This window comes from Neobacillus sp. YIM B06451 (genome assembly GCF_032667185.1).
Classification (GTDB): Bacteria; Bacillota; Bacilli; order Bacillales; family Cytobacillaceae; genus Bacillus_D.
The window spans coordinates 25,270-50,087 of sequence record NZ_JAVFKJ010000003.1 but is presented as its reverse complement, the minus strand read 5'-3'; the positions used below and the strand labels follow the sequence as shown (position 1 = coordinate 50,087).

Below are 24,818 nucleotides of genomic sequence, written 5' to 3'. Positions count from 1 at the left end.
AAGATTATCAAGCATCAAATTAAACCAATTCCTGTTTTACCTTTGATAGGACGCCGTTAATGAATTTGCTTGATTGATCGTCTCCATAAAGCTTGGCTATTTCGATAGCTTCATCCAATACTACATTGGCAGGCACTTCATCATGGCAATATTTCAATTCATACACACCCAGCCTAAGCAGGTTTCTGTCAACCGCCGCAAGCCTTTCCATCGACCATTTTTCGAGATTCTTGCTGATTAATTCATCGATGTCCGGCCTTTGCTCCACCGCTCCGTTCACTAGCCTGGATAGATATGGATCAGGGGCTTCCCCTTCAAGCACATGCTCGATTGCCGACGCCGGGTCAGCTTCGCTTACATCAATTTGAAAAAGCGCCTGCAGTGCCTTTTCTCTTGCTGTCCTTCTTTTCATTATACAATTAGCTCCTTTTTGAAAAATAAGTCTTTTTGGACAATTTTCGCACATTTCCCACGTATGAATTTACTAGGATACCCCCAAAGAAAATAATAGCATAATCCTATCCTGTATGCAGTGCGGACGGGCAAAAAAAGGAACCAGAGGCAAGGATGCCCCGGTTCCCCCGTTTATATGTTCTCTGTAAAAATCAGCTTCATTCAACCATATCGCTGCTTTCGCCTTTTTACATTTCCTGTTCGATTTCCGGCATTTCCTGCTTTTGGTTCTCAAACTGGATTCCAACTATATGGATATTGACTTCTTCCGCTTCAAGCGCGGTCATATTCAGCAGCGTCTGGCGGATATTGTCCTGCACTTTTTGTGCCACTGAAGGGATTGAAACACCAAATTTCATCATACAGAATACGTCAACCTTGATTCCGGAATCCGTCAATTCAACTTTGATTCCTTTACCATGGTTCTTTTTGCCAAGGCGCTCTACGACCCCAGTGGCAAAATTGCCTCTCATTGAGGCCACACCTTCAACCTCGGATGCTGCAATTCCGGCGATTACTTCAATTACCTCGGGCGCGATTTCCACCTTGCCATGGCCGCCCATTCCTTCATTCATTTCCAAAACACCGTTTTCGTACATTCCAGACACCTCCAGGTAGATCTAGGATTTCATCACATCATACAACTCAAGGAACTTTGTATTGAATTCCCCGCCAACGAATTTCTCGTGATCAAGAAGCCTTAGATGGAAAGGAATCGTAGTATGGATTCCCTCGATGACGAATTCGGACAAAGCCCTTTTCATTCTGGCAATCGCCTCTTCGCGGGTGCTTCCATACGTGATGACTTTTGCTATCATTGAATCATAATAAGGGGGAATTGTATACCCCGGATACGCAGCGGAATCAACCCTTACTCCAATACCGCCCGGCGGAAGATACATTTTTATTTTTCCAGCGGAAGGCATAAAATTCTTTTCAGGATTTTCGGCATTGATCCGGCATTCGATGGACCAGCCCGTAAAAGTGACATCTTCCTGGCTTATGCCCAGTTTTTCACCGGAAGCAACCTTGATTTGCTCTTTTATGAGATCGACTCCAGTTACCATTTCAGTGACCGGATGTTCAACTTGGATCCTCGTATTCATTTCCATGAAGTAAAATTTCCGATCCCGGTAGTCATAAATAAATTCTACCGTACCAGCGCCTGTATAATCAACCGCTTTTGCAGCTTTAACAGCCGCACTTCCCATCTCCTCACGCATTTCCGAGTCAAGCGCTGGAGAAGGCGTCTCTTCAAGCAGCTTTTGAAGGCGCCGTTGGATAGAGCAGTCCCTTTCGCCAAGGTGAATTGTGTTCCCGTGTGAATCTCCGAGGACCTGAATTTCTACATGGCGGAAGTCTTCTATAAACTTTTCAAGATAGACCCCTGGGTTGCCAAACGCGGTCATTGCTTCCTGCTGGGTGATATTGATCCCTTTAATGAGATCCTGTTCATCACGGGCGATCCGGATACCTTTACCGCCGCCACCGGCTGTTGCCTTGATGATGACCGGATAACCGATTTGCCCGGCAATTTTAATCGCATCATCTATATCCTTAATGATTCCGGCAGAACCTGGGACAATTGGGACTCCGGCTTCACGCATCGTTTCGCGGGCAACATCCTTGGTACCCATCTTGTGGATTGCCTCCGGGCTCGGGCCGATAAAAATGATATTGCATTCACGGCACAATTCCGCGAAAGCGGCATTTTCGGCTAGAAAACCGTAGCCTGGGTGGATGGCGTCGCAGCCTGTAAGCTTTGCGACTGAGATGATGTTCGTAAAATTCAAGTAACTTTCCTTTGATGAAGTAGGCCCAATGCAGTACGCTTCGTCTGCAAGTTGTACATGCAGGGATTCGCGGTCCGCCTCGGAATATACGGCAACTGATTCGATGCCCATATCCCGGCATGCGCGGACGATCCTGACCGCGATTTCCCCCCTGTTGGCTATCAATACTTTCTTAATCATTCCGCTTATCGCTCCCCGGCCGTTTTTACTAGGAATAACGGCTGGCCGTACTCGACTAGCTGCCCGTCTTTTACGAGGATTTCAACAATCTCGCCGCTCACTTCCGCTTCAATTTCATTAAAGAGCTTCATGGCTTCGACAATGCATACAATTGAGTCGGGGCTTACCTTTGAACCGGGCTTTACGTATGGATCGGCATCAGGCGATGGGGATTGATAAAACGTTCCCACCATCGGTGAGACAATTTTGTGCAGGTCCTCCTCGTTGCGCTCGGCCGGCGTTTCAGCTGGCTGGGCAGGCGCCTGTGGAGCTGGGGCGGCTGCTTGGGCTTGAGCCTGAAGGGCTGGAGCCGCCTGAAGAGGAGCAGCTGCCTGGACTAGCTGTACAGGCTGCTGCTGTACAGAAACTTCCTGGGCATGCTTTTTCATTTTGATTTTGGAACCTTCTGTTTCATAAACGAATTCATCAATGCTTGATTGGTCTATTAGTTTAATTATTTCACGAATTTCCTGTACTTTTAACACAGTTTTCAGCACTCCTTAGTAATTATGACTAGATATTAATACTATACGATAACACCTTGTAAAAATTCAATAATGAATCAAGCTTCAATGCCCACACTTTATTTTAATCCTTTTTACATCAAAAATAAAATTACGCCTCTTTCTTGGAAAGCAGAGTGCTTTTTAAAGCATAGCGTACCCCCCTTCTTTTACGCAGGCATAAAGAAAAAGCCGTGCTTTGAGCCGGCTTTTCCTCGATATCTTTTATTAAAATTTTTCAGTCTAAATTTTACTGGGCTTTTAGGCGATGCTATTTCGCTGGCTTGAATTCCACGGATGGGACAGCCATTGAACCGATTTCTTTCCGTACTAGCTGGATGATTTCATTTGCCGCCTCTGCGGTATGGCCATTTTTCGATTTCACTGTGACCCGGACATTTCCTCCGTCCGCCATGACGAGAGCATCCTCGTAGCCCATTGTTGATTTTAGGAGCGTTTCAAGAACTTCTTCCTTAATGCCTACTTCCTTTAATTCTTCAATCTTTTCAAAATACTCGTTTCGCTTGCTTTCAGGCAGGTTAGTTGTCCCGACGAGCGTTTCGAGTTCTTCCTTCATTTCATTCCGCTGATCCGTCAGCTTCAGGCGCAATGATTCAAAACCATCATCCGCGGAAGCTTCAGTTATTATTGTTTTCCCATCCGTTACTTTGGATGCCTCTTGCTTTTTCGCAGTCTTGCTTTCTTCTGATTTTTCACCGACAGCAGCGAGGTTATTTTCCCCCTGCGGTTCTGAAGTAATATAATAAACCGATAAAACGATAACGAGGCTCAGCATCGTCAAAAGCCAAACGGTCTGTTTTTTTAAAAGCATTCTTATTTTTCCCCCTTAATTTTTTTTTGCCATCACCGCAACCCTGTGGCTTGGTACCCCGAGAGCCCTGGTGACCGCTTCAATGATCTGCTTTTTTACTTCTATGTTATCCGCACCCCTGGCAACGACAAGCACTCCCCGTATTTCCGGTTTTTTTGTTTCAATGACGATAGGTTCTTCTTTATCGCCATTGCGAATGATGACAAGTTGTTCGTCAACTGATGCATCCTCCACTTCTCTTGTACCGCCATCACGGTCACGCTCATTCGTCATTTGCCTTTTTGTAACGGTATTTTTTTCAAGAACCTTCGACTCCGTGGAATCCAGGTTGACCATTACGGTGGCTTCTCCCACCCCTAGCATGTCTTCGAGGGCTTCCTTCAGCTGCCTTTCATAAGCTTGCTCGTAATCGTTTGATGTTTTCCTTGCTTGTTTTTTTTGCCCGAAAGCGGCAACATCCCCACCGCCTTGTCCAATGGCCGCTTCCAAAACTGCTTCATCTTCTTTGCCGCCCGGCATAAACAAGTTTCCAATCAGCATGAAGGCTGCGCCGATACAGAGGACCAGGGCCATATACTGGTACTTCGTTTTTTTTCCTGGAGGCTGTCCGTCAAACAGCCTGCTTTTCAGCCAATCAATCGGGCTTTGTTTATTTTTCACCACCCTCGTCATCCCCCTTCAATGGCAACCTCTATGGCACTTTCAGGGACTTCCCATTTCTCTGCTAAAAATGAGGCTACCGATTTTTCCAGTTCTTCTTCCCCGTAATCCCTGGCCGGGGAAGATGCGTTGATGACGACGGCCTCCACAACCCTGATATTACCGCTATCTTCTTCCGAGTCGGACAGCTTTACCGCCACCTTTTCAATGGACCCCGTCAGTTCCTGCCCGTCCTTATTTATGGCATCAATCTCTACTCCCGCAAACCTGAAACCAAAGCGTTCCATCAACTCCTCCTCTGTGTCCTTTTTTAATCGGACAGCCATTTGTTCTAAAATATATGCTCTCTGGGACGCTTGTATTTCTTTTTTCTTCATTTCTATTAAATTTTTGCTATTTTTCACTTCACCTGCCGCCTGCAGCCCCGGCAGCGAGAGCATTGCATCTTTAAAATCACCTGAAACCACCTTCAGCACCGGTCCGAGAATGACAGCTATTAATAGGAGGCCGGTCACCATTTTTGTGTATCGTTGCATGGACGAATTTGGCAAAAGCATATCAATGACCGTCGCCAGCAGAATGAATACTATGATATTCGTAACCCACTCTATTAAAAATCCCACGCCTCTTCCTCCTTTATCTCATCATCATCGTTATATTTCCGGCCGCCACTATTACGGTGATGCAAAGGAAGAACATGAGGGATACAATCCCCAGAGAAGCAAATACATAGATGATGCTTTTGCCGACCGTATCGAGGCAGGAAATGATCGGCCCTCCACCGAGAGGCTGCAAGATTGCGGCGGCAAATTTATAGATGAACGCAATCATCAGGATTTTTATCGCGGGGAATGCCGCGATAATGAGCAAGACCGCAACCCCGGCAAGCCCGACTGTGTTTTTTAAAAGAACGGAAGCTCCAATGACAGTGTCGGCTGCATCGGTAAACGCCCTGCCAATGACCGGCACAAAGTTTCCGGTTACAAATTTAGCGGTCCTGATCGCAATACCGTCTGAAACCGCGGTCGATACTCCCTGGACAGACAGCACTCCGAGAAAGACAGTAAGAAAAATGCCGAGAAGCCCGATACTCCAATTCCTTAACAAACTTGCAAGCTGGCTGACTTTATACTGTTCGGACATGGTACTAACGATGCTGAGCAATACCGATAGAAACAACAGCGGCAGGACGATATGCTCAATAAGCACCCCGCTCGTATTCATTAGAAAAAGAACGACCGGATGGAAGAAGGCTGCCGAGACAACCCCCCCGGACGAAGCAATCAGGCCAAGCAGAAGGGGAATCAGGGCCAGAATGAAAGATGTCATCGTCCTGATTGTTTCATTGGCAAATTGAATGACAATATGGAAACTGTTCAAGGCGAGAATGACAAGAACCATAAAAACAATGGAATATGCCACCTTGCTGATGGTGCTTTTTTCGAATGAGTTTTGTAGGGATTGCAAAAACATGCTGAAAACGGTCAGCAGAATAAGGGAGCCAAGGAGTTTCCCATTTGCGATGAATTCATGGAACGCAAATTTCAAAAAACCCTTTCCCCACTCTTTTAGTGAAAACTGTTTGTCCCCTTTCAAAAAATCATAAAGGCTCCCTTTCTGGCTTTCAGGCAGGAAACCTCCATATTTTTGTGACAGGCTGTCCCAAAATGACATCAATTCCGACATGTCCAACGATTTAAGCTGGGCCTCGGTCAGCTCATCGGGAAGCGGCGATTGTGTATTTGGAGATGCGTGTGCTTCAGGCAAAAGGAAGATAAAAATGAGTAGGAGCGCTACTGTAACCTGGCAAGTAACTTGCTTCATGTTTCCACCTCGGCAATACAGGGTATTCGTCTAATTTGGTATTAGCTTTATAATTGTTTCGATCAGGACAGTCAAAATGGGAATCGCCATCGCAAGGATGATGATCTTCCCTCCCAGTTCAATTTTTGAGGCGATTGCCCCCTGCCCGGCATCCTTCGTAACCTGGGCGGCAAATTCAGCTATATAGGCAATTCCGATAATTTTCAGGATCGTCTCGACATACACAAGATTTACCTTTGCGTTTGAGGCTATCCTTTCAATCATTGCGATAATTTCATAGATTTTATCAACAAGGAAAAGAAAAATCATGCATCCGGAAAACAGGACGAGGAGAAACGCGAAATTCGGTTTTTGCTCCTTTAGGATCATTGCCAGGAAGGTGGCGGTAAGCGAAATGCCGATGATTTTTAGGATTTCGATTGGAAAGCCCCTCCCCTCTATTGGAACAAAAAGACTGATTTGATTTTTTGAAACAGGCCATCGACAATGACGGCTACCTGGAACAGGATATAAATGAAACCGAACAATGTGACCCATTGGGCATATTCCTTTTTCCCCACCTGGTCAAGGACAGTATGCAAAAAGGCAACAACAATGCCCACCCCGGCGATTTTAAAAATGATATCCACTTCCAATCCCATTCCAATCCCCCCTAAATCAATACGATGATGAGCAGCAGTCCGGAAAGGAAACCGAGGCTTTTTAGCATTTTTTCATACTTCGACTGCCGATCCCGGGCTTCCGTTTCTTCCCTTTCCAAATGGGTAAGCGTGAGCTGGATTTGTTTTTGCTGGGAAAAGCGGTCATGCCTTCCAAGCGTTTCCCCGAATTGGAACATGATTTCAAGCTCTCCATCCCTTAGAGCCGTCATCTTCCAAACTTCCCGAAGGCTTGATTCCCAGGCATCCTTGACTGTGGTTTCCGTTCGTGTCAGCTTTGAGCCAAATGACTCGAACAAAAATGACAAAGGCTTTGGAAGCTGAGCGGAAAGCCGCCTCGCTGCCTCATGCAAAGGGGTATGGCCATACATGATTTCGGCTTCAAGCGATTGCAGCGCCGCTTTAAGCTGGCGGAGCTGTTTTGGCCGTTCGCTAAGGTGGCGGGAGAATTCAAAGCCCGTCCAAGTTGTTGCAGCCAAAATAAAAAGGGCTCCCAACAGTTTCACCATTTACATCACCTTCACTTTTCCGGCAAGCGGCATGCCCGAACCATCAAGAATTTTGCTTATTGTACCCGGTCCATCCATCCGGCCAAGAACAATATATCTCTCAAAAACGCTAGGCCCGATTATTCCATCCAGTGTCGGCCTGTTTTTTATTTCCTCGAGCGATCGGCCGTGGACTGTCGTAATTATTTTTATCCCTGCGTGGACAGCCTCCTGGATTGCTTCCGAGTCTTCCCTCCGGCCGATTTCATCCGCAATGATGACCTCGGGGCTCATTGACCTGATTAGCATCATGATCCCTTCCGCTTTCGGGCAAGCGTCAAGGATATCCACCCTGTTGCCGAAAGTAAGCTGTGGAACTCCGTTGACACATCCGGCAATTTCGGACCGTTCATCAACGATGCCAACCTTTCGCGGAGGCACTCCAACACCGCTATTTCCGCTTGAGACGAGCCTTGCGATATCCCTCAATAGAGTGGTCTTTCCTGTTTGGGGAGGGCCAATAATAAGCGTGTGGGCCCAGCTTCCGTTTCTGTATAAAAAGGGAACCAACACATCAGCAATCCCAACTTTTTCCCTTGCGATCCGAATATTGAACGACGAGACATCCCTGATGGCCCTTACTTTTCCTCCTTCAAGCACAACTTTTCCCGCCAATCCGACCCTGTGGCCGCCGGCAATTGTGATGTAGCCTCTCATCAGCTCTTCATCCATTGCATAAATGGAGTGCTGGCTGATTTTTTGTAAAAGCAGATCTGCATCCCCCTGATTGGTTCTATACGGAAGGAACAGTGGAGCACCCCTGACCGTCACTTCAATTGGCCTATTGACCCTAATCCTGATTTCCTCCACCTTCCCTTTATCCGCCGAAGGGATGCCTTCGATTGCATTCGCGACTGCTTGCGGCAAAAAAGGCTTAATCATATCCACTGGCATACACCTCCCCAAAGCTTGCACCATTGTTAAAATGTATGCCTGTACAGACCCGATATGACTTGTTTCGCTGATTTCAGATACAATGGTGGTACATTGGAAAGTCATTTTTTCACAAAAAATTCCGTAAGCTTTTAAAGGAGGGGAGGAATCAAAATGTCACTTGATACCGAAAGGGCAGCCACCGGGAAAATAATTAGGGTCAAGGGGGAGGGAATGGTAACCACGAGGCCCGATCTCGCGACAGTTGTTATCGGTGTTTCAACTGAGCAAAAGGACGTAGCGGCTGGCCAACAGCAAAATGCGCGTGACTCATCACGGGTTGTGAACGCCTTGTTGGGCCTCGGAATTCCAACAGGGAATATCCGGACGTTCGATTACAGGATAGAATCCATGTATGATTTCAAAGAGGGAATGCAAATTTTTCGCGGATATAAAATCACCCATCTCCTTCAAGTGAAGGTAACCGATTTGGAAAAGGCGGGGACGGTTATCGATACGGCTGTGAGGAATGGGGCCAATTATGTTTCGGACATCCATTTTACAGCTAGCAAACAGGAGGCCTATTACAAGGAAGCTCTTACACTCGCGGTCCAAAACGCTTACGAGAAGGCAAAAACCATAGGCATGGCGCTGGGCGTAAAATTAAACCCGGTTCCCGTTTCGGTCATAGAAGGAAACGACTTCCCTCGCCCCGTTACCGAATACCATACGCCTATGGTCAAAGGCATTTCGACCACCCAAATCCAGCCTGGGAAACTTACAATTGAAGCAGCCGTTATCTCCGAATATCATATTGATACCTAAAATGCGCAAGCGCCTTCGTGACAGGCAAAAACCGCCTGTCCCTGCGATGATTATTCTCAGGAGCTTTCCTTAGTGGTAAGCCCCGACAAGCATAAGACGGTGCCCGCAGGACACTGAATGACATCCCTGAATTGGCCCACGCACGAAGGAAATGCGGGCATTTCCGAGGACGGGCCTGCCCTCCGGAGGGAGCCGGCTTATGACCTCGAGGGGCTAGGACGCTCCTCGAAAAAGCTAACGCTTTTTCTTCGTGCGAAGATTATGCTTCCGAACATTACTCTTGTGGAGCTGGATTACAATAACTTATTTCGAGTTATCCACTTTTTAAACTTTCATAGACAAAGAAAAAGGATTAAGCCCCGAAGAGCTTAATCCTTTAATCATATTTACTGACAAGATTATATAGTTCCATTTTGTTTATGGGACCCTGAATGTATTCGCGAATAACGCCTTCTTTATCAATTACGAACGATTCAGGCTGCTTAAGCACGCCATACATTTTTGAAACCTTTGAATTATAATCGAATAAATAGGTTGATGATCTTGCATCGTGCTTTTCAATAAACTTTTTCACACGGTCGCGGGTTTCGCCCCTGTCGATGATAAGCAATTTATATTGATCTCCGTATTCCCTTGAAAAGGCTTCGAGTTCGGGCGCTTCATCCACGCAGGGAACACACCAGGTTGCAAAATAATTCAGGACGACAACCTTTCCCTTATAGTCGGATAGGCTTTCCATTTCCCCATCAAGGTTTTCAATTTCGAAATCAGGAGCCGGATCGCCTTGGCGCGGAATGTCCGCTTTATTAGCCATTGTAAAGGAAAAATAGCCGAACATCCCTACCGCCAGCAAGAGAACCGTAAGCTTGATTATCCTTTTGTTTTTCGGGCTGCTCACCTCGACAGGCTGGGCCTCTTCTGTATTTCCCTTGATTTCTTCTTGCATCATGGTATTTCCTCCAAATCCAAATTGCCTGTTATCCCTAGAACCACGGTGGAATCATCGGCGGTTTCCGTCCTTTTTCATCACCGGTCTAGAATCTATTTATCGTGAATTTTCAAAAACTCAATTTCCTTCTTAAGCTTGCTTTGGCGTCTTCCTAAAACCAACAGGTACGAAAAAATCACAATCCAAGCTACCGAATAGGCCGCATACATGTATCCCATTTTGGTTTCCTCCTAATTTTCAATAGATTCCCTTAATTTTTCTTTATACTGTGAAACTTTTATTTTCATATTTTCGAGGGTTACACCTTTATTCAACAAAAACGCGTAAAAGAAGGTCAGGGCAGTAATGGTCGCAAGCAAAGCAACGAGCATCGTATCATCAATGCCTCCGCCCTTTTGGGAAGGCCCTTCACCGAAAACAATTGGGTGGAATTTCGAATTCCACCAGCGGATGGCAAACCAGACAATCGGAACATCCGCAAAACCGATAATTCCGAATACAGCAGCCAGGCGGGCTTTTTTCTCCCATACACCATCCATTTGATGAATCATAATGTAAGCCATGTAAATGAACCAAAGAACGAGCGTCGTAGTTAGCCGCGGCTCCCAGGCCCACCAAGTATTCCAGGATGATTTAGCCCAGATTGGACCAGTTGTCAGGACGATTGTTGTAAAAACAACCCCGATTTCCGCTGAGACGAATGCATACGTATCAAAAATTCGTTTCCTTTTAAACAAGTATAAAATGCTGAAAATAAACGTTACGAAAAAAGCGAGGAACCCAGTCCATGCAGATGCGACATGGAAATAGAATATCTTTTGGACAGCTCCCATCGTGACTTCAATTTTGGCGTACATAAATATTAGATAGATTGCAGCGAGAACCGTTACGACAGTTGCACCGAACAGGATTTTTGGCATCACCGGTTTTGCAATCGGGGCCACCCCTGATTGGGTGAGCGGCGGGTGCTGCTTTTCGAGATTTACGCTCATCTCCTATACCTCCAACACATAGTCTATTAACAAAAAGCAAAGGACAAAGAATATAACATCATAGGCTGCGATCAATTGAATCCACGCAATGGCGGTCGGCAGCTTTTCGATATTGGTAAGGATAATCTTTGTCGACTGGACCGCGCCGATCAGGATCGGGCTTGTGATCGGAAACAAGAGGAGCGGCAAAAGCATTTCGCTGCTCTTTGAATTCGCAGCCAACGCCGCAAGAAATGTCCCTATCGCGATAAAGCCAAAACTGCCTAAAAACAAGACTAGAATGAAATACGGGAAACTTCCCATATATTTAAAATCAAAGAGAAGAAATAAAAACGGCAGTGAAACGAGTTCGACAATCAGGATCATTGTCAGATTGGCAAGCATTTTCCCAAGATAAATGCCAGATGCTTCAATCGGTGCGATGAGAAGCCCCTGCATCGTATCGTTTCTTTGTTCGGAGATGAACGATCTGTTCAACCCAAGTATTCCGGAAAAAACGATGATGACCCAAATGGTCCCGGGTACGACCGCTTTTGTAAAATTGTTTTGTGGGTCGAAGGCTATGCTGAATATCAGGATGACAAGACCTGCAAAAATAAGCATCGTTGCAAGCACTTGCTTTGTTTTCAGTTCCGATTTCAATTCTTTTGCTGCTATTAAGAGGGCAGGCCTGAAAATATTCATGAAACTCCCTCCACTTGGTACAAATATTTCTCACTCAGCGTATCGAGATTTCGATCAAGCAGCTTAAAGTCCTCGGCTATTTTTCCATTTTTGACGATGATAATCCTGTCGCAAAGTTCTGCCGCCTGCTTGAAATCGTGGGTGACCATTAGGGTGGTGGCACCTTTTTCTCTCATCTCGACAATAACATTGTTCAGAATGCCAATCGCCCCCTGGTCAAGCCCGGTATGCGGCTCATCAAGCAAAAGGATGTCTGGTTCATGGATAATCGCGCGTGCAATCGCAATTCTTTGAATCATTCCCCTAGAAAAATTCTTGACCGGATCGTTCAGGAAGAATGATAATCCAACTTCCTTGACGAGCTGGATAGCCTTTTCTTCCACATTTTTCACCCCATAGATTTTCCCGAAAAAAACAAGGTTTTCAAGGGGAGAATAGTGTTCATAGAGCAGACTGGAGTGGGGGAGATACCCAAACAGCTTCTTAATTTCCCCCTGGTTCTTTATCAGGTCGAGTCCGCCGACCTTCACTTCCCCTGATGACGGTTTAACAAGGGTGGCCAGCACTTTTAAAAGTGTGCTCTTTCCAGCACCGTTTGGACCGAGTATGCCGACTGTTTCCCCTTTACTTATGGAGAGGTCGATCCCTTTCAGGATCATCTTATTGTCTGCCTGCTTTGTCAGTTTTTTTATTTCTATCATACAGAGACCCTCCCGCTCCGCCGTTACTCTACGAACCTTCTAAGTCCCAGCTTCACTTTTACAAGATGCTGCTTATAGGCATCAATTTTGGCATTGTATTCTTCTTCGGTGAGCAACCCGTTCCCATAGGTCTCCTCAAGCTCAAGGATTTTATCCATTATTGTATTTTGCTTGGCCATAAGAAGTTTAAAGGCTTTTTCATCCGCGTCATTTTCCAATTTTTCCGCTTCAGCCCTATTCCTTAGGCTAAAATAGGAAAAATAGGCGATTCCCGCTATAACGATAGCAGCGAGCACAATCATTAAAACATGGGGATTGAAGCTTTTTAATGGCGATTGATACCACATCCGCAAATGGCCCGGATTATGGAACGCTGGCGATTGCTTTGCTACAACGGTTCCGCTTTCTGCCTCCGCTCCCGCCTGCTTTGCTTCCCCGGCTTTTGGCTGAATGTCCTTGTTGTAAATCATGGTGAATGGCTTGTTGGCAGGTATTGCTTCCACGCTGTATCCTACATACTTCTGGTCTTCAAAATTGAATAATCCCTGGTTCGTGGCTTCCGCGCCTTTGAATTCTATGCTCCCCATTCCTTCTGGCACTAGCACTTGCATCATCTGGACCGGGTAATCAAATGCGAGATTAATATCCCGTCCCGCTGGCATTCGGTAGCTATAGGGAAGCACAACCGTCTGGCTTCCCGGGATTGAATCGGTTGTAATGAACCCATTACCGGTCTGCTTCATGGCAATTTTTCCGTCAAGAAAATTCAGGCCGGTACTTCCTTCAGGCAATGTCACCGTCAGGACAGCTTCACTTTTGCCGTCACCCTTATATTCCGAGGAATCTAAATTGGTATAATTCACCATGTTCATCATATTCGTAGATCCATCTTCCGCTGGGCTCACAACAAGATAATGCATATCTATCGTGATTTTCGGTTCGGCTGCCGCGCCAGCTCCAGCTGGCGCCAGCATTAGAAGGCCGAGGAGGAAAACCGTGATTTTCTTAATCACTTTCCTCCCCCCTTTTTACTTTTCTGCTGAATGGAAGCTTCAATTTCCCGCTCCACTTCAGCTAGTAAATCCCTGTCAATCGCCTTCTCAGTGGATGTTTCTTCATCCCTCATGAGCTTTGCAACCTGGCTCTCATACTGTTTCTTTAATTGTCTATAATCGCTTTCAGACAGTTTTTCCATTTTGTATTCGAACTCTATTTCATTCAATGTTGTAAGCAATGCTTCTTTCGTTGCCCCGTTGGTGTGGCTTTTCCTCGTATGGTCAAGGAATGTCTCATCCTTGAAAAACGGTATGATCACCAGATAGAGGCAGCCGAGCACAAACACCGCGGTCAGGAGCATTGAGATGATTGAAATGTCTTCCATTCTGTTCACATCCTAAAGATACTTTTTTCGTTCCTCGTCAATGATCGAAGAAAGAATTTCACTTTCCACTTCGTCCTGCCCGGTTGTTTCTTCAATTTGTCCGGAGGCTTGCCCTTTTCTTTTGACCCACTTTCGGATAACAAAGAACAAGGCAGTCCCTGCTCCTCCAAGTGCGACAAATGGAAGGACCCACGCTGTCAGGCTGAACCCCTCTTTTTCTGGGGCTGTCAGGATTTCCTCACCGTAAATTCCGATATAATATGCTCGGATTTCATCTTTATCCATGCCCTTGTTCATCATATCAACTAGGTCTTTCTTAAATTCAACAGTCAGGTTGCACGTATTCGGGTCGCATTCATAATGATCCTGCCCGCAGCCGCACGTACAGGAAAATTGCGAGGCGACAGCCTTGAATTCTTTCGATTTGTAATCAAATTCCTTCGCAAATACAGGGAACGCTGCTGCCTGAACCAAAATCAACGCCAACAGGATTGCCGTATAAACTTTCCTTGGCATTTAAGCCACCTCCCTGGAAGTGCCGGTGTACCTTGGTGTTACGCCTTGGAACCTGCCATTCCAGACTGCGAATATCGACCCAATTACGATTAGGAATGAACCAAACCACATCCAGGTCATCATTGGGATGACTTTTACAATGAAGGTTGCCCTTCCGTCGTTCTCCCACGCGCTGAGAATGATATATAGGTCTTCCTTCACGCTAGAAATCAGGGCAACTTCCGAAGAAGGCTGATCCCAATTTCCGTAGAATACTTTCTCTACTTCATAGCTTCCTAGGCGTTTCCCGTTTTTAAAAATGGTCAGGTCGGCATAAACGATATCATTGATTCCCTCTGATTTTTGATCAAGCTTGTCGTAATTGATCCTGTAATCGTCTATTTCCATTGAACCGCCAATCGGAATTGTTTTCATCGTTTCATGGTCATAGTTTTGCGAGCCGATGATTCCCAGTGCAATAAACGCTATCCCAAGATGGACAATGTACCCGCCATAGCGGCGCCGGTTTTTGGTCATAAGCCTGTAAAGCGCAACAGGCACGTTTTCGCGGGTCATTTTCCTTCTCGCTTTTACGCCTCTATAGAATTCAAGATAATGTGTAATCAAGAGAAGAATGATGACCCCATATCCGATGACGGCCCAGGCTTTTTGGATGCCGAGTACAACCATAAGGATCATGGCGGCTACCGCAAGAATCGCCGGAATCAAAAAGTTTTTCTTCAAGTTTTTCAAAGACGACCTCTGCCAGGCAAGGAGCGGACAGACAGCCATCACAAACATCATTGACAACAGGATTGGTGCCTGGACCGCATTGAAGAATGGGATTCCGACCGTTACTTTTGTTCCCCGTACCGCTTCGGAAACGAGCGGGAAAATGGTTCCCCAGAATACTGCGAATGCGGATCCAACAAGCAGCAGGTTATTGATTAGGAATGAGCTTTCCTTTGAAACGAATGAATTGAATTCGCCTGCGCTCCTCTTTATCAAATTGTAGCGGCTCATCAGGACATACATCGCACCAATGACGGCCACACCCATAAAGATCAGGAAATACAATCCGAGATTGGAATTGGCGAACGCATGGACGGATGTAAGGACGCCACTTCGTACAAGGAAGGTTCCAAAGAGAGTAAGAGCATAAGAGATTATGATTAAGCTGATATTCCATACCTTCAGCATGTTCTTGCGTTCCTGGATCATGACGGAGTGCAGGAACGCCGTTGCTGTCAGCCATGGCATGAAGGATGCGTTCTCAACCGGGTCCCACGCCCAGTAACCGCCCCATCCCAACTCTACATAAGCCCACTGCCCACCGAAGATATTTCCAAGGCTCAAAAACAGCCATGCGATAATGGTCCATCTTCTTGTCATCTTAATCCAGAAATCATCCATATTTTTCAGAATCAATGCTGCCATAGCGAATGCGAATGGTACCGCCAGGCCTACATATCCCAAATAAAGCGTAACAGGATGGATGATCATCCCTGGGTTTTGCAGCATCGGATTCAAGCCTTTTCCTTCAATTGGGACATCAGGCAAAATTGCAAAAGGTTTTGCGACAAAGCCGAGAATCAGGAAGAAGAAAACAGCGTTCCCGAGCAGGATTGACATGATATAGGGAATCATCGGGTTTCCCTTCATTTTCCGCGAGAATACAACCATCACAATATAAAGCGTAAGGAAGAAAGTCCATAATAGGAGCGACCCGGAATTTCCCGCCCAAAGGGCTGTAAGCTTATAGATTAGAGGAAGCTCGCTGCTCGTATAATCGTTGACATATTCAAATTGGAACTGTGATGTTGCAAGCAAATAGAATAATGAAGCCATTGCCAGGGCGGTGCTGATAAATAGTCCGATGACCGCCCCTTTTCCACTATTGACGAGCTTTTGATTTTTAACGGCAATTCCGTAGGTTGTCACAAGCAAAGCATACACAGCCAGTGCAAGGCCAACATAAATTGTTGCATTTGCGAATAAATACATATGTCTCCACCTTCTTTAGTTTTGGCCTCTATTCATCGCTGGAAGGCTTTTTGTTTAACTTATCCTTGTGCTTATCAGGGTCATAGTTCTCCATGTCTTCGCCTTCATACTTGGACGGGCATCTCGTTTTGACCGTTTCGGCAACAAACGTATTGTTGCCTGTTGGCGCCCCCTGGAGGATTGTAATGACGCCTTCAGAAAAATTGTCCGGCCTTACACCGTTGTGTTCCACATGCATGACATTTCCATCGTTATCTTTTACATCGAATTTAAGTTCGATTTTATCTGCATCCCACTTAATTGACTCTTCAATGAGCAATCCTTCTACTGTGACAAAGTCATCTTTATGTTTTTCCTGGTTTGCGAGTAAATCTTTCATAGTCAGCTCAACGCCGCTCGAACCGGGAGTCGCTGCCATTAAGAGAAAGACGATTGCCCCCGCGATGATAAATCCGCCTAGCATAACGATTGTATTTTTTTTCATTACCTTCTCCCCCTTAAATTAATTTCTTTACTTGTTCATCGTAGGATTCTTGGTCAATCTTCCCATTCAATAGCTTTTTACGAAGCTCCTTGATTTCTTCATCGTTAGACGGTTTCATCTTTTGCTTCAGCGGCGCCTTTCTTCCCTTATCCTTTTTAAACGAGGAGGGGTTTTTTCTGTTTTCCTGTTTGTTTCTTAAGCCAAAGAAGACAAACATCCCGGCAATGATAATGGATGCGCCGATGATGACTCCGCCAGCAGCACCAATGATTGGCCGGCTATTGTCCCCGCCGCTTCCGCCATCGTTCGCAGCGAGCTGGTCTGTTGCTGAGGTGCCGTTATGGTTTTCGTCATTCGGGGCTTTGTTTTTATTAATCATTGAAAGGGTTGAATCGTTTCCGTCTTTTTTGTAGGAAACAGTGTATTTATGTTTACTTCCTTTTCCGGCCGCCTTCACTTGATAAAAAGCAATTTGTTCTCCATAATCACTTTTTTGCGTACTTGCAGGTTTTGGTTCAAGGGTGATATCGGTTGATTTCAAGGGGGCGTATACAATGACATCTAGGGTTTCAATAGTTGCCGGCGCGGTATATTCATAGGTAAAGCTTTTCTTTTCCTTCACTTCAATTGGATTGGAATAATATTCGATAACAAACTTATACAGAGAATCTTTCTTTATTGGATTCTGCGGGGTAAACGAAATGACGCCTCTTTCTTTATCCACTTCAAATGGCCGCTGAACTTCCGGCTTATCGTCACTTGGAAATTCGGCCACGAGGTAAACCTCGAAGTTTTTCTCGTTTGCTGGAACGGAAACTTCAATTTTCCCGCTGAAATCCTGGCCGGTTTTGTTTATTAGCGTTCCGTACTGTCCAACCAGAAGCGATGCTTCTTCCTTTGGCCAATTTTCCGGGTAATCGAACTCAGGCATTACCTGGATCTGCATTTCCTTGTATGGAAATTGCTCAGGTAAAAAGTTCCCTTCCGCCTTCGCCGCGATAGCATCCGAATACAAACCGGACGAAGCAATCAGTAAAAACGCCATTATTTTTTTCAGCATGGTAGTCCTCCTTGGCTAGTGAAAAACACATGACTAGAACGTACTATTTTTCACTATAGTCCTCTTTGGAATAAATATAATCGACCACAGAACCCAATTGTTGAGACACTCTTGAACATTTTGTTAAAGGGTGTAAAACGTTGCGGTTTGGACAAAAAAACAACATAAATTGTTCACAAATGCCTCTCTTGCCAACAAAAACGGGTTAAATGATTGCAAGAAAACAATCTTTTTTGATAGATAAAAGAACAGCCTTGTGAATGATTTAACAATCACATATCCCTGTCTGCCTAGAGGCTTGTCAGCCAATGATCAACGCTTAAAACATTTCCATTTTTTTCTTCCTATGATAACTATAAGGCTTATTGTTTTTAGCATGTAATCATGTTTTTGACTATTTTGGTAATCTTCGCGTTCTAGCTTGTTTCTTCACGTTTATCCAATGTACCCGCTTCCATTCGTGACTTATAATCTAATCAAGAGGTGGTTTATAATGAGGAAAATTTTTAGCCTTCTGATTTGTTTGCTGCTTGCGGGATGCGGCACGGCTACGTATGAAACAGTTTCTGTTGAAGAAGCGATGGAGTTGATCAAAAAAAATGAGGTTAAAATCCTGGATGTACGGACTCCGGAAGAATACAATGGAGGCCATATTCCAGGCTCGGAGCTTATTCCCCTTCAAGTTCTTGACGGTATGGCCGAAAATCTTGATAAGGATGCAGACTATCTTATTGTTTGCAGAAGCGGGAATCGTTCCCAGCAGGCGAGCGAGCTGCTGGCCGCCAAGGGGTTCAGTGTTCTAAATATGGATGGCGGAATGAATGCTTGGACCGGAGAGATAGAAAAGTAAAGGAACCCCCGCAGTCAGACTGCGGGGGTTCCTTTTAATTATTGCTTTTCAAGGGAGCGGATGTAAGAAACGACATCGGAAATATCCTTTTTGCTTAACTGGCGTACTCCTTCAAGCCCTTTCAGGGATGGTGCCATCCTTGTATTTTCCCTTCCATAGGCGGTGTTGATCCATATTTGTTTGTCGGTGTTGTATTTTAGGTATTCAGGGTTTGCAAGGGCCGTACCCATTTTTTGTTTTCCCGCTCCCTCTTCCCCATGGCATTGGATACAGGACATTCTGTAAACCTTCTCCCCATTGGCGGGATTTCCAGCGACCGGATCAGGTACATCAAATTTCTTCTCGCCTTTTTGCCAATTCCGTATAAACGCAACAACATTTTTCAGCTCTTCTTTGCTCAGCCTTGGCCCATACGCAGGCATTGCAGCTTCCGGCCTGCCATATTCGATATAATTGGTAAGGTCTTCATCGCTCGAGGAGCTTAAAAATACTTGGCTGTTGATTGCTGTACCCACTTTGGCTCCTTCACCTTTCCCTGTTTCTCCATGGCAGATGGCACAATTCAGTTTATAAACTTTTTCGCCGGCCTGGACAGCTTCAGCATTTTTTCCTTTGAAGCCATTCGCAGCAATGACAACTGTGACCCCAATCATAACGATTAATATATAGAAGCCGATTAACAATTTCTTTTTCATGGCAGCACCCTATCTTTGGCCTAATGTGTAAAAGGTATGGCCAAAGCCCTTCTTTGCATTCGGTCAATTTTTGGTTGTTTAAATTAGGCGGGACTTCTTATCGGGCTACACAGTCTTCTGCAGCCAGCCCTCCTGCAATGCGAAGGCTGCCACCTGCCCGCGGCTATTCATATGGAGCTTCTCCATAATATTTCGGATATGATTCTTTACCGTGTTTTCAGAAATAAAGAGGGAACAGGCAATTTGGCGGTTTGTCATCCCTTTTACAACCTCAGAAAGGATTTCCTTTTCCCTTCTCGTTAGCAAATTGCTTTTCGGTAATGCATTTCGAGAAGCAAAATGGTCCTCGAGTTTTGCAAGATTATTGATGATCTCCTTGGCAATCGGCCCGGAAATAACATATTCTCCCCGGCTTGCCATTTGGATGAAAGCCAGAAGTTCATTTGGCAGGAGGCTTTTCAGCAAATATCCTTTTGCCCCGTTACGTAGTGCTTCTATCATTCCTTCTTTATGAACGTCTACCGCAAGCACAAGGATGTTGGTCTCGGGCACTTCCTCGATAATCTTTTTCATTATCCCAATTCCGTCCTCGGAGGGCATATTCACATCCATTAAAATAATATCCGGCTTCAAGGCACCTGCCATGGATGCAGCCTCTGATCCAGTCCGCGCTTCTCCTACCAGTTCAATCGAGGGCTCCTCATTTAAAACCGTTTCAAGCCCTTTTAAGAACATAAAATTAACGTCAACGATTAATACTTTCATTTTTTCCATCAGGCAGGAGCCTCCCTTATTCTAGGTGTCACGGTACTACTGGATCAGGATGCCGATAGCTAATCCAATATCGTATTTCCCACTTAATTACCTTCAATTGCTTTCATTGTAGTCCCCCTTGCCACTACTTACTAGTTACCTTGATCGCTTTTTGAAAATTGTTCATATTTGCAAAGGGAAATCTTCACAATATCTTCATAAGTTTGTGCTTCCGAAGGCCGCTGAAGGAAAACAAAGAACCCGGCTCCTGCTTGAATGCAGGGCCGGGCTTTTTAAAACATATTTAACGTCAATTAAGCACGTGATACATAGCTTCCGTCAGATGTATTGATGATTAGTCGGTCGCCTTGGTTAACGAAGAATGGCACATGGACTACTAGGCCAGTTTCCAATGTAGCCGGTTTGGAACCACCGGAAGCTGTATCTCCTTTGATTCCTGGTTCTGTTTCCGTTACTTCAAGTTCAACCGTATTTGGAAGTTCGATACCCAGTGTTTCCCCGTGGTACATCATAATGAAAACTTCCATGTTTTCCCTAAGGAATTTTAATTCGTATTCAATCGCGTTTGCTGGCAGCTCGATTTGCTCATAGGATTCATTGTCCATAAAAATGTGCTGGTCGCCGCTTGCATAAAGATATTGCATCTTGCGGTTGTCAATTTGCGCCTTCGCAACTTTCTCTCCAGCACGGAATGTTTTTTCATTCACGTTGCCTGTGCGAAGATTGCGAAGCTTGGAACGGACAAAAGCCGCACCTTTTCCCGGTTTAACATGTTGGAAATCCATAACCCGCCAAATGCCGCCGTCTACTTCAATCGTAAGCCCTGTGCGGAAATCGTTAACTGAAATCATGTGTGTTCCTCCTAGTTCCTTAAAGAATGATCAGTTCCTTCGTTGAATGTGTAAGGGATTCATTGTGGTCAAGCGTTATCACAGTATCATCCTCGATACGGACGCCGCCCAGCCCTGGAATATAAATGCCTGGTTCAACAGTGACAACCATGCCAGGTTCAAGGATAGTCTCGGAAATTCTTGACAGCGACGGCCCTTCATGGACTTCAAGCCCAATGCCATGGCCCGTGGAATGCCCGAAATACTCACCGTATCCCCTTTCGGAAATCAGATTTCGGGTAAGCGCATCTGCTTCCTTCCCAGTCATTCCAGGCTTAATGCCGGCCATGCCGCGAAGCTGGGCTTCAAGCACGATGTCATAGATATCCCTTAATTTCTGGTCAGCGGTACCAACCGAAACCGTCCTGGTTATATCAGATACATACCCTTTATAATAGGCACCATAATCAAGAGTTACAAAATCCCCCGCCTCAATCACTTTATCGCTGGCGACGCCATGCGGCAATGCCGAACGGTGGCCTGAAGCGACAATGATATCAAATGAAGAGGAAGAGGCACCCGCTTTCCTCATAAAGAATTCAAGCTCATTTGAAACTTCAAGTTCTGTTTTGCCCGGCCGGATAAACTCCAGAATATGTGTAAACGCAGCATCTGCAATGCCCGCTGCTTCCTTTAATATCTTAATCTCTGCATCGGTCTTAATCAAGCGCAACTTTTCAATCGCACCATCTACTGGGACGAGTTCCCCTTCATATACCTTCTCATACGACTTGTACATCGCATATGTAACATGATTTTGCTCAAAGCCAAGTTTTGTTATTCCCAATCGCTTTGCTTGCGCGGCTACCTCTTCCTGCATGGTGCCGCCATGCTTTACAACCTCATATCCCTGGCATTGTTCGGTTGCCTGCTCAACATATCTAAAGTCAGTAATGAAGAGCGCTTTTTCACCGCTGATCAGCACAGCTCCGGCCGACCCCGTAAAATTGGAGATATAACGGCGGTTAAACCCACTCGTGATCAGCATCCCGTCAATTCCCAATTTGCCAAATTCATTTCTCAGTTTCTCTAGTTTTGACATTACAGTTCCCTCTCCTTCTCCATTTCCATGAGGGCAAAAAATGCAAGTTCATATCCCTTTGTTCCAAGGCCGCTGATTTGCCCACGGCAAACGGCGGCCGTAACAGAAGTATGCCTGAAATTTTCCCGTGCATGGATATTCGATATATGTACTTCGATAACAGGTACCCGAATTCCTGCAATCGCATCCCGAAGCGCGTAGCTATAATGCGTATACGCCCCCGGATTAAAAATAACCCCTGCAAAACCTGCTTCATCCGCTTCCTGAAGCCAGTCGACAAGGGTTCCTTCATGATTCGATTGCCTGCACTCAACCTCCGCACCATGGGCGGCCGCAAGATTGGCAACGGCGGCTTCGACATCCCGTAAAGTTCCCTGGCCATATACGCCGGGTTCCCGCTTTCCAAGCATATTCAAATTCGGACCATTCAACAACAAGATTTTCATATCCCAATTTCCCCAAATCCAATATTTCCCCTAAAAAGGGGGCGTTATTTTTCCTAACCCATTCTACCATATTCCCTTCCATTCTCCTACTGGGATGCGCATTACGATTCCCCCCGATTGTGATAATCCCAGGAAATTGAGTAACCGATAAAAACGCCATATAGGATGAACAGGCAAATAGAGGACGCCAAAGTATTTTTATCAAGTACCCCAAATGGCAGTATGCCCGGAAACATAGGATTCAGCAGAATAAAGACAAGGAGGAACAATCCTGCCCCATATAGGATACCGGAAACAAGCCCGTCCATTTTTTTAAACAATGCTGAATAAATAAATGCCACGCCAATCGATACAATCCCAATAAGTAAAATTGCAATAAGTGTCCCAATCCAGCCGTTTTTCCAGGATCCGAGCGCCCAAGGCCCGAGAATTTCCCTAGGGGTAATTTTTGTAAAATGGAAATAATATCCTATCTGGCCTATGAAACTCCAGAATAAACCTCCCCAGAATCCAGTAAGCAAAACAAGCTTGGCAAACCCGCTATCACCCGCAAGATCCTTATTTTCTTTTTGATTGTTATTTTCCACGTAAATCAATCCTTTTTAAAAAATTTAACCAGACAGGCTTAGTATGTACGTTTATGCTCTTTTCCTTCATAATAAGCATTTTTTAATTAGGATTAGGAACTCATACCTAGTTGTTTTAGCGTTTTTCTAGTAAAATAAAAGGAAGTACATCCAGCCTGAGCTGTGTGTGCAACTTCATGATTAGGTTGGTGTAAGAATGGCAAATGGAAATAAACCAATATACGGAGGCCAGGCAGTCGTTGAAGGGGTCATGTTTGGCGGAAAGTACCACTACGTTACGGCAGTCAGGCGGAAAGATGGATCAGTCGATTATTTCCGGCTGCCCCGCAAAACACACCCGTTTGTCGCTTCTATTAAGAGAATTCCTTTTCTGCGAGGAATTGCCGCAATCGTGGAGGCCAGTGCAAACGGCTCCAAGCACTTGAATTTTTCCACTGAACGGTATGATATAGACCCGAAGGATGATGAATTGATTGAAAAGCAGGAAACCTCCAAGCTTTCCATGTACCTTGGCGTCGCGGCGGTGGGGGTAATCTCCTTCCTATTCGGGAAGTTCCTATTCACGATGATACCTGCATTTCTGGCCCACCTGGCTTCGCCGATTTTTCCTGACCGTCCTGCCCAGGTCCTTATCGAAGGCCTTATCAAGCTGATTCTGCTTCTTGCATATATATATACTGTATCGCTTACTCCTCTTGTAAAAAGGGTATTCCAATACCACGGTGCGGAGCATAAAGTAATCAACTGCTTTGAAAGCGGCTTGGAGCTGACGGTAAAAAACGTCCAGTCAAGCTCCCGCCTTCATTACAGGTGTGGTTCAAGCTTTATTTTATTCACGGTCATCGTCGGTGTATTCGTCTACCTGCTGGTGCCGGCTGACCCCTTGTGGGTACGCCTTTTAAACCGTCTCGCGCTCATCCCTGTCGTGCTAGGAATCTCTTTTGAAGTCCTTCAGCTGACGAATAAACTTCGCGATGTGCCTGTACTGAGGTGGCTCGGGCTTCCAGGGCTGTGGCTTCAACTTTTGACAACAAAAGAACCGGATGATAGCCAAGTGGAAATTGCCATCCTCTCGTTTAACGAACTTCTAAAAATGGAAAAGGATAGTGAGGTTACAAAAGAGACGGAAGAAATTGTCTAAATTCCTTTTGGCGTGTGTTTAAAATCGGGGGAATATGCTTAAGATGCTCTTAGGGAGGTGGCTATTTTGAAAAAACGGAAATCCGTTCTTTTTGCGGGCGCGCTTATACTTCTGGCGGCAATTGGCATGATCGGTATGCTTGTCGATAACCCTGCAGGCTTTATCAGGCAAATCGCACTCATTGTTTTGATCAGCTTTATTCTATATTTAGTTTTCCGCCGATTTATGGGAGCCGGCCCCGGTCCCGCAAGAAAAGAGCAACGGCAATTCCTCAAAGCTGCCAGGGAATCAAGAAAACGGAACGGACATAAAAATGACTCTGCCGGGCGTAATGTGGTCCATGGTTCACTCGCATCATTAAGGAAGCCGAAAAAGAAAACAGCGGCACACCTGACCGTAATAGAAGGAAAAAAAGGCAAAAAGAAAAACCGGGCTTCCTTTTAGGAAATCCGGT

The 24,818-nt window shown here is 45.4% G+C and carries 33 protein-coding genes; 4 read left to right on the top strand and 29 right to left on the bottom strand.

Going from position 1 to position 24,818, the window contains the following annotated elements:
- Nucleotides 1-19: 19 nt before the first annotated feature.
- The 12 genes from nusB to spoIIIAA form a co-directional block, all read right to left on the bottom strand.
- Complete coding sequence (nusB, locus tag RB160_RS07695) at nucleotides 20-412, bottom strand: transcription antitermination factor NusB (RefSeq protein ID WP_316569666.1); 393 nt, start codon at nucleotides 410-412, stop codon at nucleotides 20-22.
- A gap of 229 nt (nucleotides 413-641) precedes the next feature.
- A complete protein-coding gene (locus RB160_RS07690; RefSeq protein WP_316569665.1) occupies nucleotides 642-1,052 on the bottom strand; it encodes an Asp23/Gls24 family envelope stress response protein in 411 nt (136 codons plus the stop codon).
- Between the two features lie 21 nt (nucleotides 1,053-1,073).
- On the bottom strand, nucleotides 1,074-2,426 hold the full coding sequence (gene accC / locus RB160_RS07685; protein ID WP_316569664.1) for an acetyl-CoA carboxylase biotin carboxylase subunit: 1,353 nt from the start codon (nucleotides 2,424-2,426) through the stop codon (nucleotides 1,074-1,076).
- 5 nt (nucleotides 2,427-2,431) lie between these two features.
- Nucleotides 2,432-2,950: an acetyl-CoA carboxylase biotin carboxyl carrier protein gene (gene accB, locus RB160_RS07680; protein ID WP_316569663.1), complete on the bottom strand. Its 519-nt coding sequence runs from the start codon at nucleotides 2,948-2,950 to the stop codon at nucleotides 2,432-2,434.
- Nucleotides 2,951-3,239: 289 nt separating this feature from the next.
- Nucleotides 3,240-3,800 (bottom strand): SpoIIIAH-like family protein, encoded by a 561-nt coding sequence (locus RB160_RS07675; RefSeq protein ID WP_316569662.1) that lies wholly within the window; start codon nucleotides 3,798-3,800, stop codon nucleotides 3,240-3,242.
- 15 nt (nucleotides 3,801-3,815) lie between these two features.
- Nucleotides 3,816-4,472 carry a stage III sporulation protein AG gene (spoIIIAG, locus tag RB160_RS07670; protein WP_396954682.1) on the bottom strand — a complete coding sequence of 219 codons (657 nt, stop codon included), beginning with the start codon at nucleotides 4,470-4,472 and terminating at the stop codon, nucleotides 3,816-3,818.
- Nucleotides 4,469-5,083, bottom strand: a complete 615-nt coding sequence (gene spoIIIAF / locus RB160_RS07665) for a stage III sporulation protein AF (protein WP_316569660.1) — start codon at nucleotides 5,081-5,083, stop codon at nucleotides 4,469-4,471. Before spoIIIAF ends, spoIIIAG begins: the two co-directional genes overlap by 4 nt.
- A 13-nt stretch (nucleotides 5,084-5,096) precedes the next feature.
- On the bottom strand, nucleotides 5,097-6,284 hold the full coding sequence (gene spoIIIAE, locus RB160_RS07660; RefSeq protein ID WP_316569659.1) for a stage III sporulation protein AE: 1,188 nt from the start codon (nucleotides 6,282-6,284) through the stop codon (nucleotides 5,097-5,099).
- Nucleotides 6,285-6,314: 30 nt separating this feature from the next.
- Nucleotides 6,315-6,704, bottom strand: a complete 390-nt coding sequence (gene spoIIIAD / locus RB160_RS07655; protein ID WP_396954694.1) for a stage III sporulation protein AD — start codon at nucleotides 6,702-6,704, stop codon at nucleotides 6,315-6,317.
- A gap of 17 nt (nucleotides 6,705-6,721) precedes the next feature.
- Complete coding sequence (spoIIIAC, locus tag RB160_RS07650) at nucleotides 6,722-6,925, bottom strand: stage III sporulation protein AC (protein ID WP_053367087.1); 204 nt, start codon at nucleotides 6,923-6,925, stop codon at nucleotides 6,722-6,724.
- An 11-nt stretch (nucleotides 6,926-6,936) separates the two neighbouring features.
- Entirely contained in the window at nucleotides 6,937-7,452 is a 516-nt protein-coding gene (gene spoIIIAB / locus RB160_RS07645) for a stage III sporulation protein SpoIIIAB (protein WP_316569658.1), read from the bottom strand.
- Nucleotides 7,453-8,379: a stage III sporulation protein AA gene (gene spoIIIAA / locus RB160_RS07640; RefSeq protein WP_316569657.1), complete on the bottom strand. Its 927-nt coding sequence runs from the start codon at nucleotides 8,377-8,379 to the stop codon at nucleotides 7,453-7,455. It abuts the gene before it with no gap.
- Between the two features lie 159 nt (nucleotides 8,380-8,538).
- Between spoIIIAA and RB160_RS07635 the strand changes: the two genes are divergently transcribed.
- A complete protein-coding gene (locus RB160_RS07635; protein WP_316569656.1) occupies nucleotides 8,539-9,189 on the top strand; it encodes an SIMPL domain-containing protein in 651 nt (216 codons plus the stop codon).
- A 376-nt stretch (nucleotides 9,190-9,565) separates the two neighbouring features.
- Here the strand turns inward: RB160_RS07635 and RB160_RS07630 are convergent, their stop codons facing one another.
- The 11 genes from RB160_RS07630 to RB160_RS07580 all read right to left on the bottom strand — a co-directional run bounded on the left by RB160_RS07630 (nucleotide 9,566) and on the right by RB160_RS07580 (nucleotide 17,939).
- Nucleotides 9,566-10,138 carry a TlpA family protein disulfide reductase gene (locus RB160_RS07630; RefSeq protein WP_316569655.1) on the bottom strand — a complete coding sequence of 191 codons (573 nt, stop codon included), beginning with the start codon at nucleotides 10,136-10,138 and terminating at the stop codon, nucleotides 9,566-9,568.
- Nucleotides 10,139-10,230: 92 nt separating this feature from the next.
- The gene (locus tag RB160_RS07625; protein WP_316569654.1) at nucleotides 10,231-10,356 is read right to left on the bottom strand and encodes a CcmD family protein; all 126 of its coding nucleotides are present in this window, start codon (nucleotides 10,354-10,356) and stop codon (nucleotides 10,231-10,233) included.
- Nucleotides 10,357-10,368: 12 nt separating this feature from the next.
- Nucleotides 10,369-11,130: a cytochrome c biogenesis protein gene (locus RB160_RS07620; RefSeq protein WP_316569653.1), complete on the bottom strand. Its 762-nt coding sequence runs from the start codon at nucleotides 11,128-11,130 to the stop codon at nucleotides 10,369-10,371.
- A gap of 3 nt (nucleotides 11,131-11,133) precedes the next feature.
- On the bottom strand, nucleotides 11,134-11,814 hold the full coding sequence (locus RB160_RS07615; RefSeq protein WP_316569652.1) for a heme exporter protein CcmB: 681 nt from the start codon (nucleotides 11,812-11,814) through the stop codon (nucleotides 11,134-11,136).
- Nucleotides 11,811-12,515, bottom strand: a complete 705-nt coding sequence (locus RB160_RS07610) for an ABC transporter ATP-binding protein (RefSeq protein WP_316569651.1) — start codon at nucleotides 12,513-12,515, stop codon at nucleotides 11,811-11,813. The genes RB160_RS07615 and RB160_RS07610 overlap by 4 nt, the downstream gene beginning before the upstream one ends.
- Before the next feature lie 23 nt (nucleotides 12,516-12,538).
- The gene (locus RB160_RS07605; protein WP_316569650.1) at nucleotides 12,539-13,528 is read right to left on the bottom strand and encodes a hypothetical protein; all 990 of its coding nucleotides are present in this window, start codon (nucleotides 13,526-13,528) and stop codon (nucleotides 12,539-12,541) included.
- Nucleotides 13,525-13,896 carry a hypothetical protein gene (locus RB160_RS07600; protein ID WP_316569649.1) on the bottom strand — a complete coding sequence of 124 codons (372 nt, stop codon included), beginning with the start codon at nucleotides 13,894-13,896 and terminating at the stop codon, nucleotides 13,525-13,527. Before RB160_RS07600 ends, RB160_RS07605 begins: the two co-directional genes overlap by 4 nt.
- A gap of 12 nt (nucleotides 13,897-13,908) precedes the next feature.
- The gene (locus RB160_RS07595; RefSeq protein WP_316569648.1) at nucleotides 13,909-14,412 is read right to left on the bottom strand and encodes a cytochrome c-type biogenesis protein; all 504 of its coding nucleotides are present in this window, start codon (nucleotides 14,410-14,412) and stop codon (nucleotides 13,909-13,911) included.
- Nucleotides 14,413-16,395, bottom strand: a complete 1,983-nt coding sequence (locus RB160_RS07590; protein ID WP_316569647.1) for a heme lyase CcmF/NrfE family subunit — start codon at nucleotides 16,393-16,395, stop codon at nucleotides 14,413-14,415.
- Between the two features lie 28 nt (nucleotides 16,396-16,423).
- Nucleotides 16,424-16,879: a cytochrome c maturation protein CcmE gene (locus tag RB160_RS07585; protein ID WP_316569646.1), complete on the bottom strand. Its 456-nt coding sequence runs from the start codon at nucleotides 16,877-16,879 to the stop codon at nucleotides 16,424-16,426.
- Between the two features lie 13 nt (nucleotides 16,880-16,892).
- A complete protein-coding gene (locus RB160_RS07580; protein WP_316569645.1) occupies nucleotides 16,893-17,939 on the bottom strand; it encodes a hypothetical protein in 1,047 nt (348 codons plus the stop codon).
- Nucleotides 17,940-18,432: 493 nt separating this feature from the next.
- Here RB160_RS07580 and RB160_RS07575 point away from each other — a divergent pair, with 493 nt between their 5' ends.
- Nucleotides 18,433-18,789: a rhodanese-like domain-containing protein gene (locus RB160_RS07575; protein ID WP_316569644.1), complete on the top strand. Its 357-nt coding sequence runs from the start codon at nucleotides 18,433-18,435 to the stop codon at nucleotides 18,787-18,789.
- Between the two features lie 38 nt (nucleotides 18,790-18,827).
- Here the strand turns inward: RB160_RS07575 and RB160_RS07570 are convergent, their stop codons facing one another.
- From RB160_RS07570 to RB160_RS07545, 6 genes are all read right to left on the bottom strand, one after another.
- Nucleotides 18,828-19,484, bottom strand: coding sequence for a c-type cytochrome (locus RB160_RS07570; RefSeq protein WP_316569643.1), 657 nt, complete (start codon nucleotides 19,482-19,484; stop codon nucleotides 18,828-18,830).
- A 105-nt stretch (nucleotides 19,485-19,589) separates the two neighbouring features.
- On the bottom strand, nucleotides 19,590-20,258 hold the full coding sequence (locus RB160_RS07565) for a LuxR C-terminal-related transcriptional regulator (protein WP_316569642.1): 669 nt from the start codon (nucleotides 20,256-20,258) through the stop codon (nucleotides 19,590-19,592).
- 293 nt (nucleotides 20,259-20,551) lie between these two features.
- Complete coding sequence (gene efp / locus RB160_RS07560; RefSeq protein WP_316569641.1) at nucleotides 20,552-21,109, bottom strand: elongation factor P; 558 nt, start codon at nucleotides 21,107-21,109, stop codon at nucleotides 20,552-20,554.
- Nucleotides 21,110-21,128: 19 nt separating this feature from the next.
- A complete protein-coding gene (locus RB160_RS07555; RefSeq protein WP_316569640.1) occupies nucleotides 21,129-22,190 on the bottom strand; it encodes a M24 family metallopeptidase in 1,062 nt (353 codons plus the stop codon).
- Nucleotides 22,190-22,636, bottom strand: a complete 447-nt coding sequence (gene aroQ, locus RB160_RS07550; protein WP_316569639.1) for a type II 3-dehydroquinate dehydratase — start codon at nucleotides 22,634-22,636, stop codon at nucleotides 22,190-22,192. The genes RB160_RS07555 and aroQ overlap by 1 nt, the downstream gene beginning before the upstream one ends.
- Nucleotides 22,637-22,737: 101 nt before the next feature.
- Nucleotides 22,738-23,223 carry a YqhR family membrane protein gene (locus tag RB160_RS07545; protein ID WP_316569638.1) on the bottom strand — a complete coding sequence of 162 codons (486 nt, stop codon included), beginning with the start codon at nucleotides 23,221-23,223 and terminating at the stop codon, nucleotides 22,738-22,740.
- A 196-nt stretch (nucleotides 23,224-23,419) separates the two neighbouring features.
- On the opposite strand from RB160_RS07545, the gene RB160_RS07540 reads away from it, so the two are divergent.
- Both RB160_RS07540 and RB160_RS07535 read left to right on the top strand, forming a co-directional pair.
- A complete protein-coding gene (locus RB160_RS07540; RefSeq protein WP_316569637.1) occupies nucleotides 23,420-24,364 on the top strand; it encodes a DUF1385 domain-containing protein in 945 nt (314 codons plus the stop codon).
- Nucleotides 24,365-24,421: 57 nt separating this feature from the next.
- Nucleotides 24,422-24,808 (top strand): SA1362 family protein, encoded by a 387-nt coding sequence (locus RB160_RS07535; RefSeq protein WP_396954681.1) that lies wholly within the window; start codon nucleotides 24,422-24,424, stop codon nucleotides 24,806-24,808.
- Nucleotides 24,809-24,818: the final 10 nt, after the last annotated feature.

Excerpts from the sequence above, each read along its gene's own strand:
- RB160_RS07580 (WP_316569645.1), bottom strand. The coding sequence starts at position 17,939 with ATGCTGAAAAAAATAATGGCGTTTTTACTGATTGCTTCGTCCGGTTTG.
- RB160_RS07625 (WP_316569654.1), bottom strand. The coding sequence starts at position 10,356 with ATGGGATACATGTATGCGGCCTATTCGGTAGCTTGGATTGTGATTTTT.
- RB160_RS07635 (WP_316569656.1), top strand. The coding sequence starts at position 8,539 with ATGTCACTTGATACCGAAAGGGCAGCCACCGGGAAAATAATTAGGGTC.
- RB160_RS07555 (WP_316569640.1), bottom strand. The coding sequence starts at position 22,190 with ATGTCAAAACTAGAGAAACTGAGAAATGAATTTGGCAAATTGGGAATT.
- spoIIIAE (WP_316569659.1), bottom strand. The coding sequence starts at position 6,284 with ATGAAGCAAGTTACTTGCCAGGTTACAGTAGCGCTCCTACTCATTTTT.
- RB160_RS07570 (WP_316569643.1), bottom strand. The coding sequence starts at position 19,484 with ATGAAAAAGAAATTGTTAATCGGCTTCTATATATTAATCGTTATGATT.
- RB160_RS07615 (WP_316569652.1), bottom strand. The coding sequence starts at position 11,814 with ATGAATATTTTCAGGCCTGCCCTCTTAATAGCAGCAAAAGAATTGAAA.
- RB160_RS07620 (WP_316569653.1), bottom strand. The coding sequence starts at position 11,130 with ATGAGCGTAAATCTCGAAAAGCAGCACCCGCCGCTCACCCAATCAGGG.
- spoIIIAG (WP_396954682.1), bottom strand. The coding sequence starts at position 4,472 with ATGACGAGGGTGGTGAAAAATAAACAAAGCCCGATTGATTGGCTGAAA.
- RB160_RS07565 (WP_316569642.1), bottom strand. The coding sequence starts at position 20,258 with ATGGAAAAAATGAAAGTATTAATCGTTGACGTTAATTTTATGTTCTTA.
- nusB (WP_316569666.1), bottom strand. The coding sequence starts at position 412 with ATGAAAAGAAGGACAGCAAGAGAAAAGGCACTGCAGGCGCTTTTTCAA.
- spoIIIAC (WP_053367087.1), bottom strand. The coding sequence starts at position 6,925 with ATGGGATTGGAAGTGGATATCATTTTTAAAATCGCCGGGGTGGGCATT.
- RB160_RS07600 (WP_316569649.1), bottom strand. The coding sequence starts at position 13,896 with ATGGAAGACATTTCAATCATCTCAATGCTCCTGACCGCGGTGTTTGTG.
- RB160_RS07540 (WP_316569637.1), top strand. The coding sequence starts at position 23,420 with ATGGCAAATGGAAATAAACCAATATACGGAGGCCAGGCAGTCGTTGAA.
- RB160_RS07610 (WP_316569651.1), bottom strand. The coding sequence starts at position 12,515 with ATGATAGAAATAAAAAAACTGACAAAGCAGGCAGACAATAAGATGATC.
- RB160_RS07595 (WP_316569648.1), bottom strand. The coding sequence starts at position 14,412 with ATGCCAAGGAAAGTTTATACGGCAATCCTGTTGGCGTTGATTTTGGTT.
- efp (WP_316569641.1), bottom strand. The coding sequence starts at position 21,109 with ATGATTTCAGTTAACGATTTCCGCACAGGGCTTACGATTGAAGTAGAC.
- accC (WP_316569664.1), bottom strand. The coding sequence starts at position 2,426 with ATGATTAAGAAAGTATTGATAGCCAACAGGGGGGAAATCGCGGTCAGG.
- spoIIIAB (WP_316569658.1), bottom strand. The coding sequence starts at position 7,452 with ATGGTGAAACTGTTGGGAGCCCTTTTTATTTTGGCTGCAACAACTTGG.
- RB160_RS07575 (WP_316569644.1), top strand. The coding sequence starts at position 18,433 with ATGAGGAAAATTTTTAGCCTTCTGATTTGTTTGCTGCTTGCGGGATGC.
- RB160_RS07590 (WP_316569647.1), bottom strand. The coding sequence starts at position 16,395 with ATGTATTTATTCGCAAATGCAACAATTTATGTTGGCCTTGCACTGGCT.
- RB160_RS07630 (WP_316569655.1), bottom strand. The coding sequence starts at position 10,138 with ATGATGCAAGAAGAAATCAAGGGAAATACAGAAGAGGCCCAGCCTGTC.
- RB160_RS07585 (WP_316569646.1), bottom strand. The coding sequence starts at position 16,879 with ATGAAAAAAAATACAATCGTTATGCTAGGCGGATTTATCATCGCGGGG.
- RB160_RS07675 (WP_316569662.1), bottom strand. The coding sequence starts at position 3,800 with ATGCTTTTAAAAAAACAGACCGTTTGGCTTTTGACGATGCTGAGCCTC.
- RB160_RS07690 (WP_316569665.1), bottom strand. The coding sequence starts at position 1,052 with ATGTACGAAAACGGTGTTTTGGAAATGAATGAAGGAATGGGCGGCCAT.
- aroQ (WP_316569639.1), bottom strand. The coding sequence starts at position 22,636 with ATGAAAATCTTGTTGTTGAATGGTCCGAATTTGAATATGCTTGGAAAG.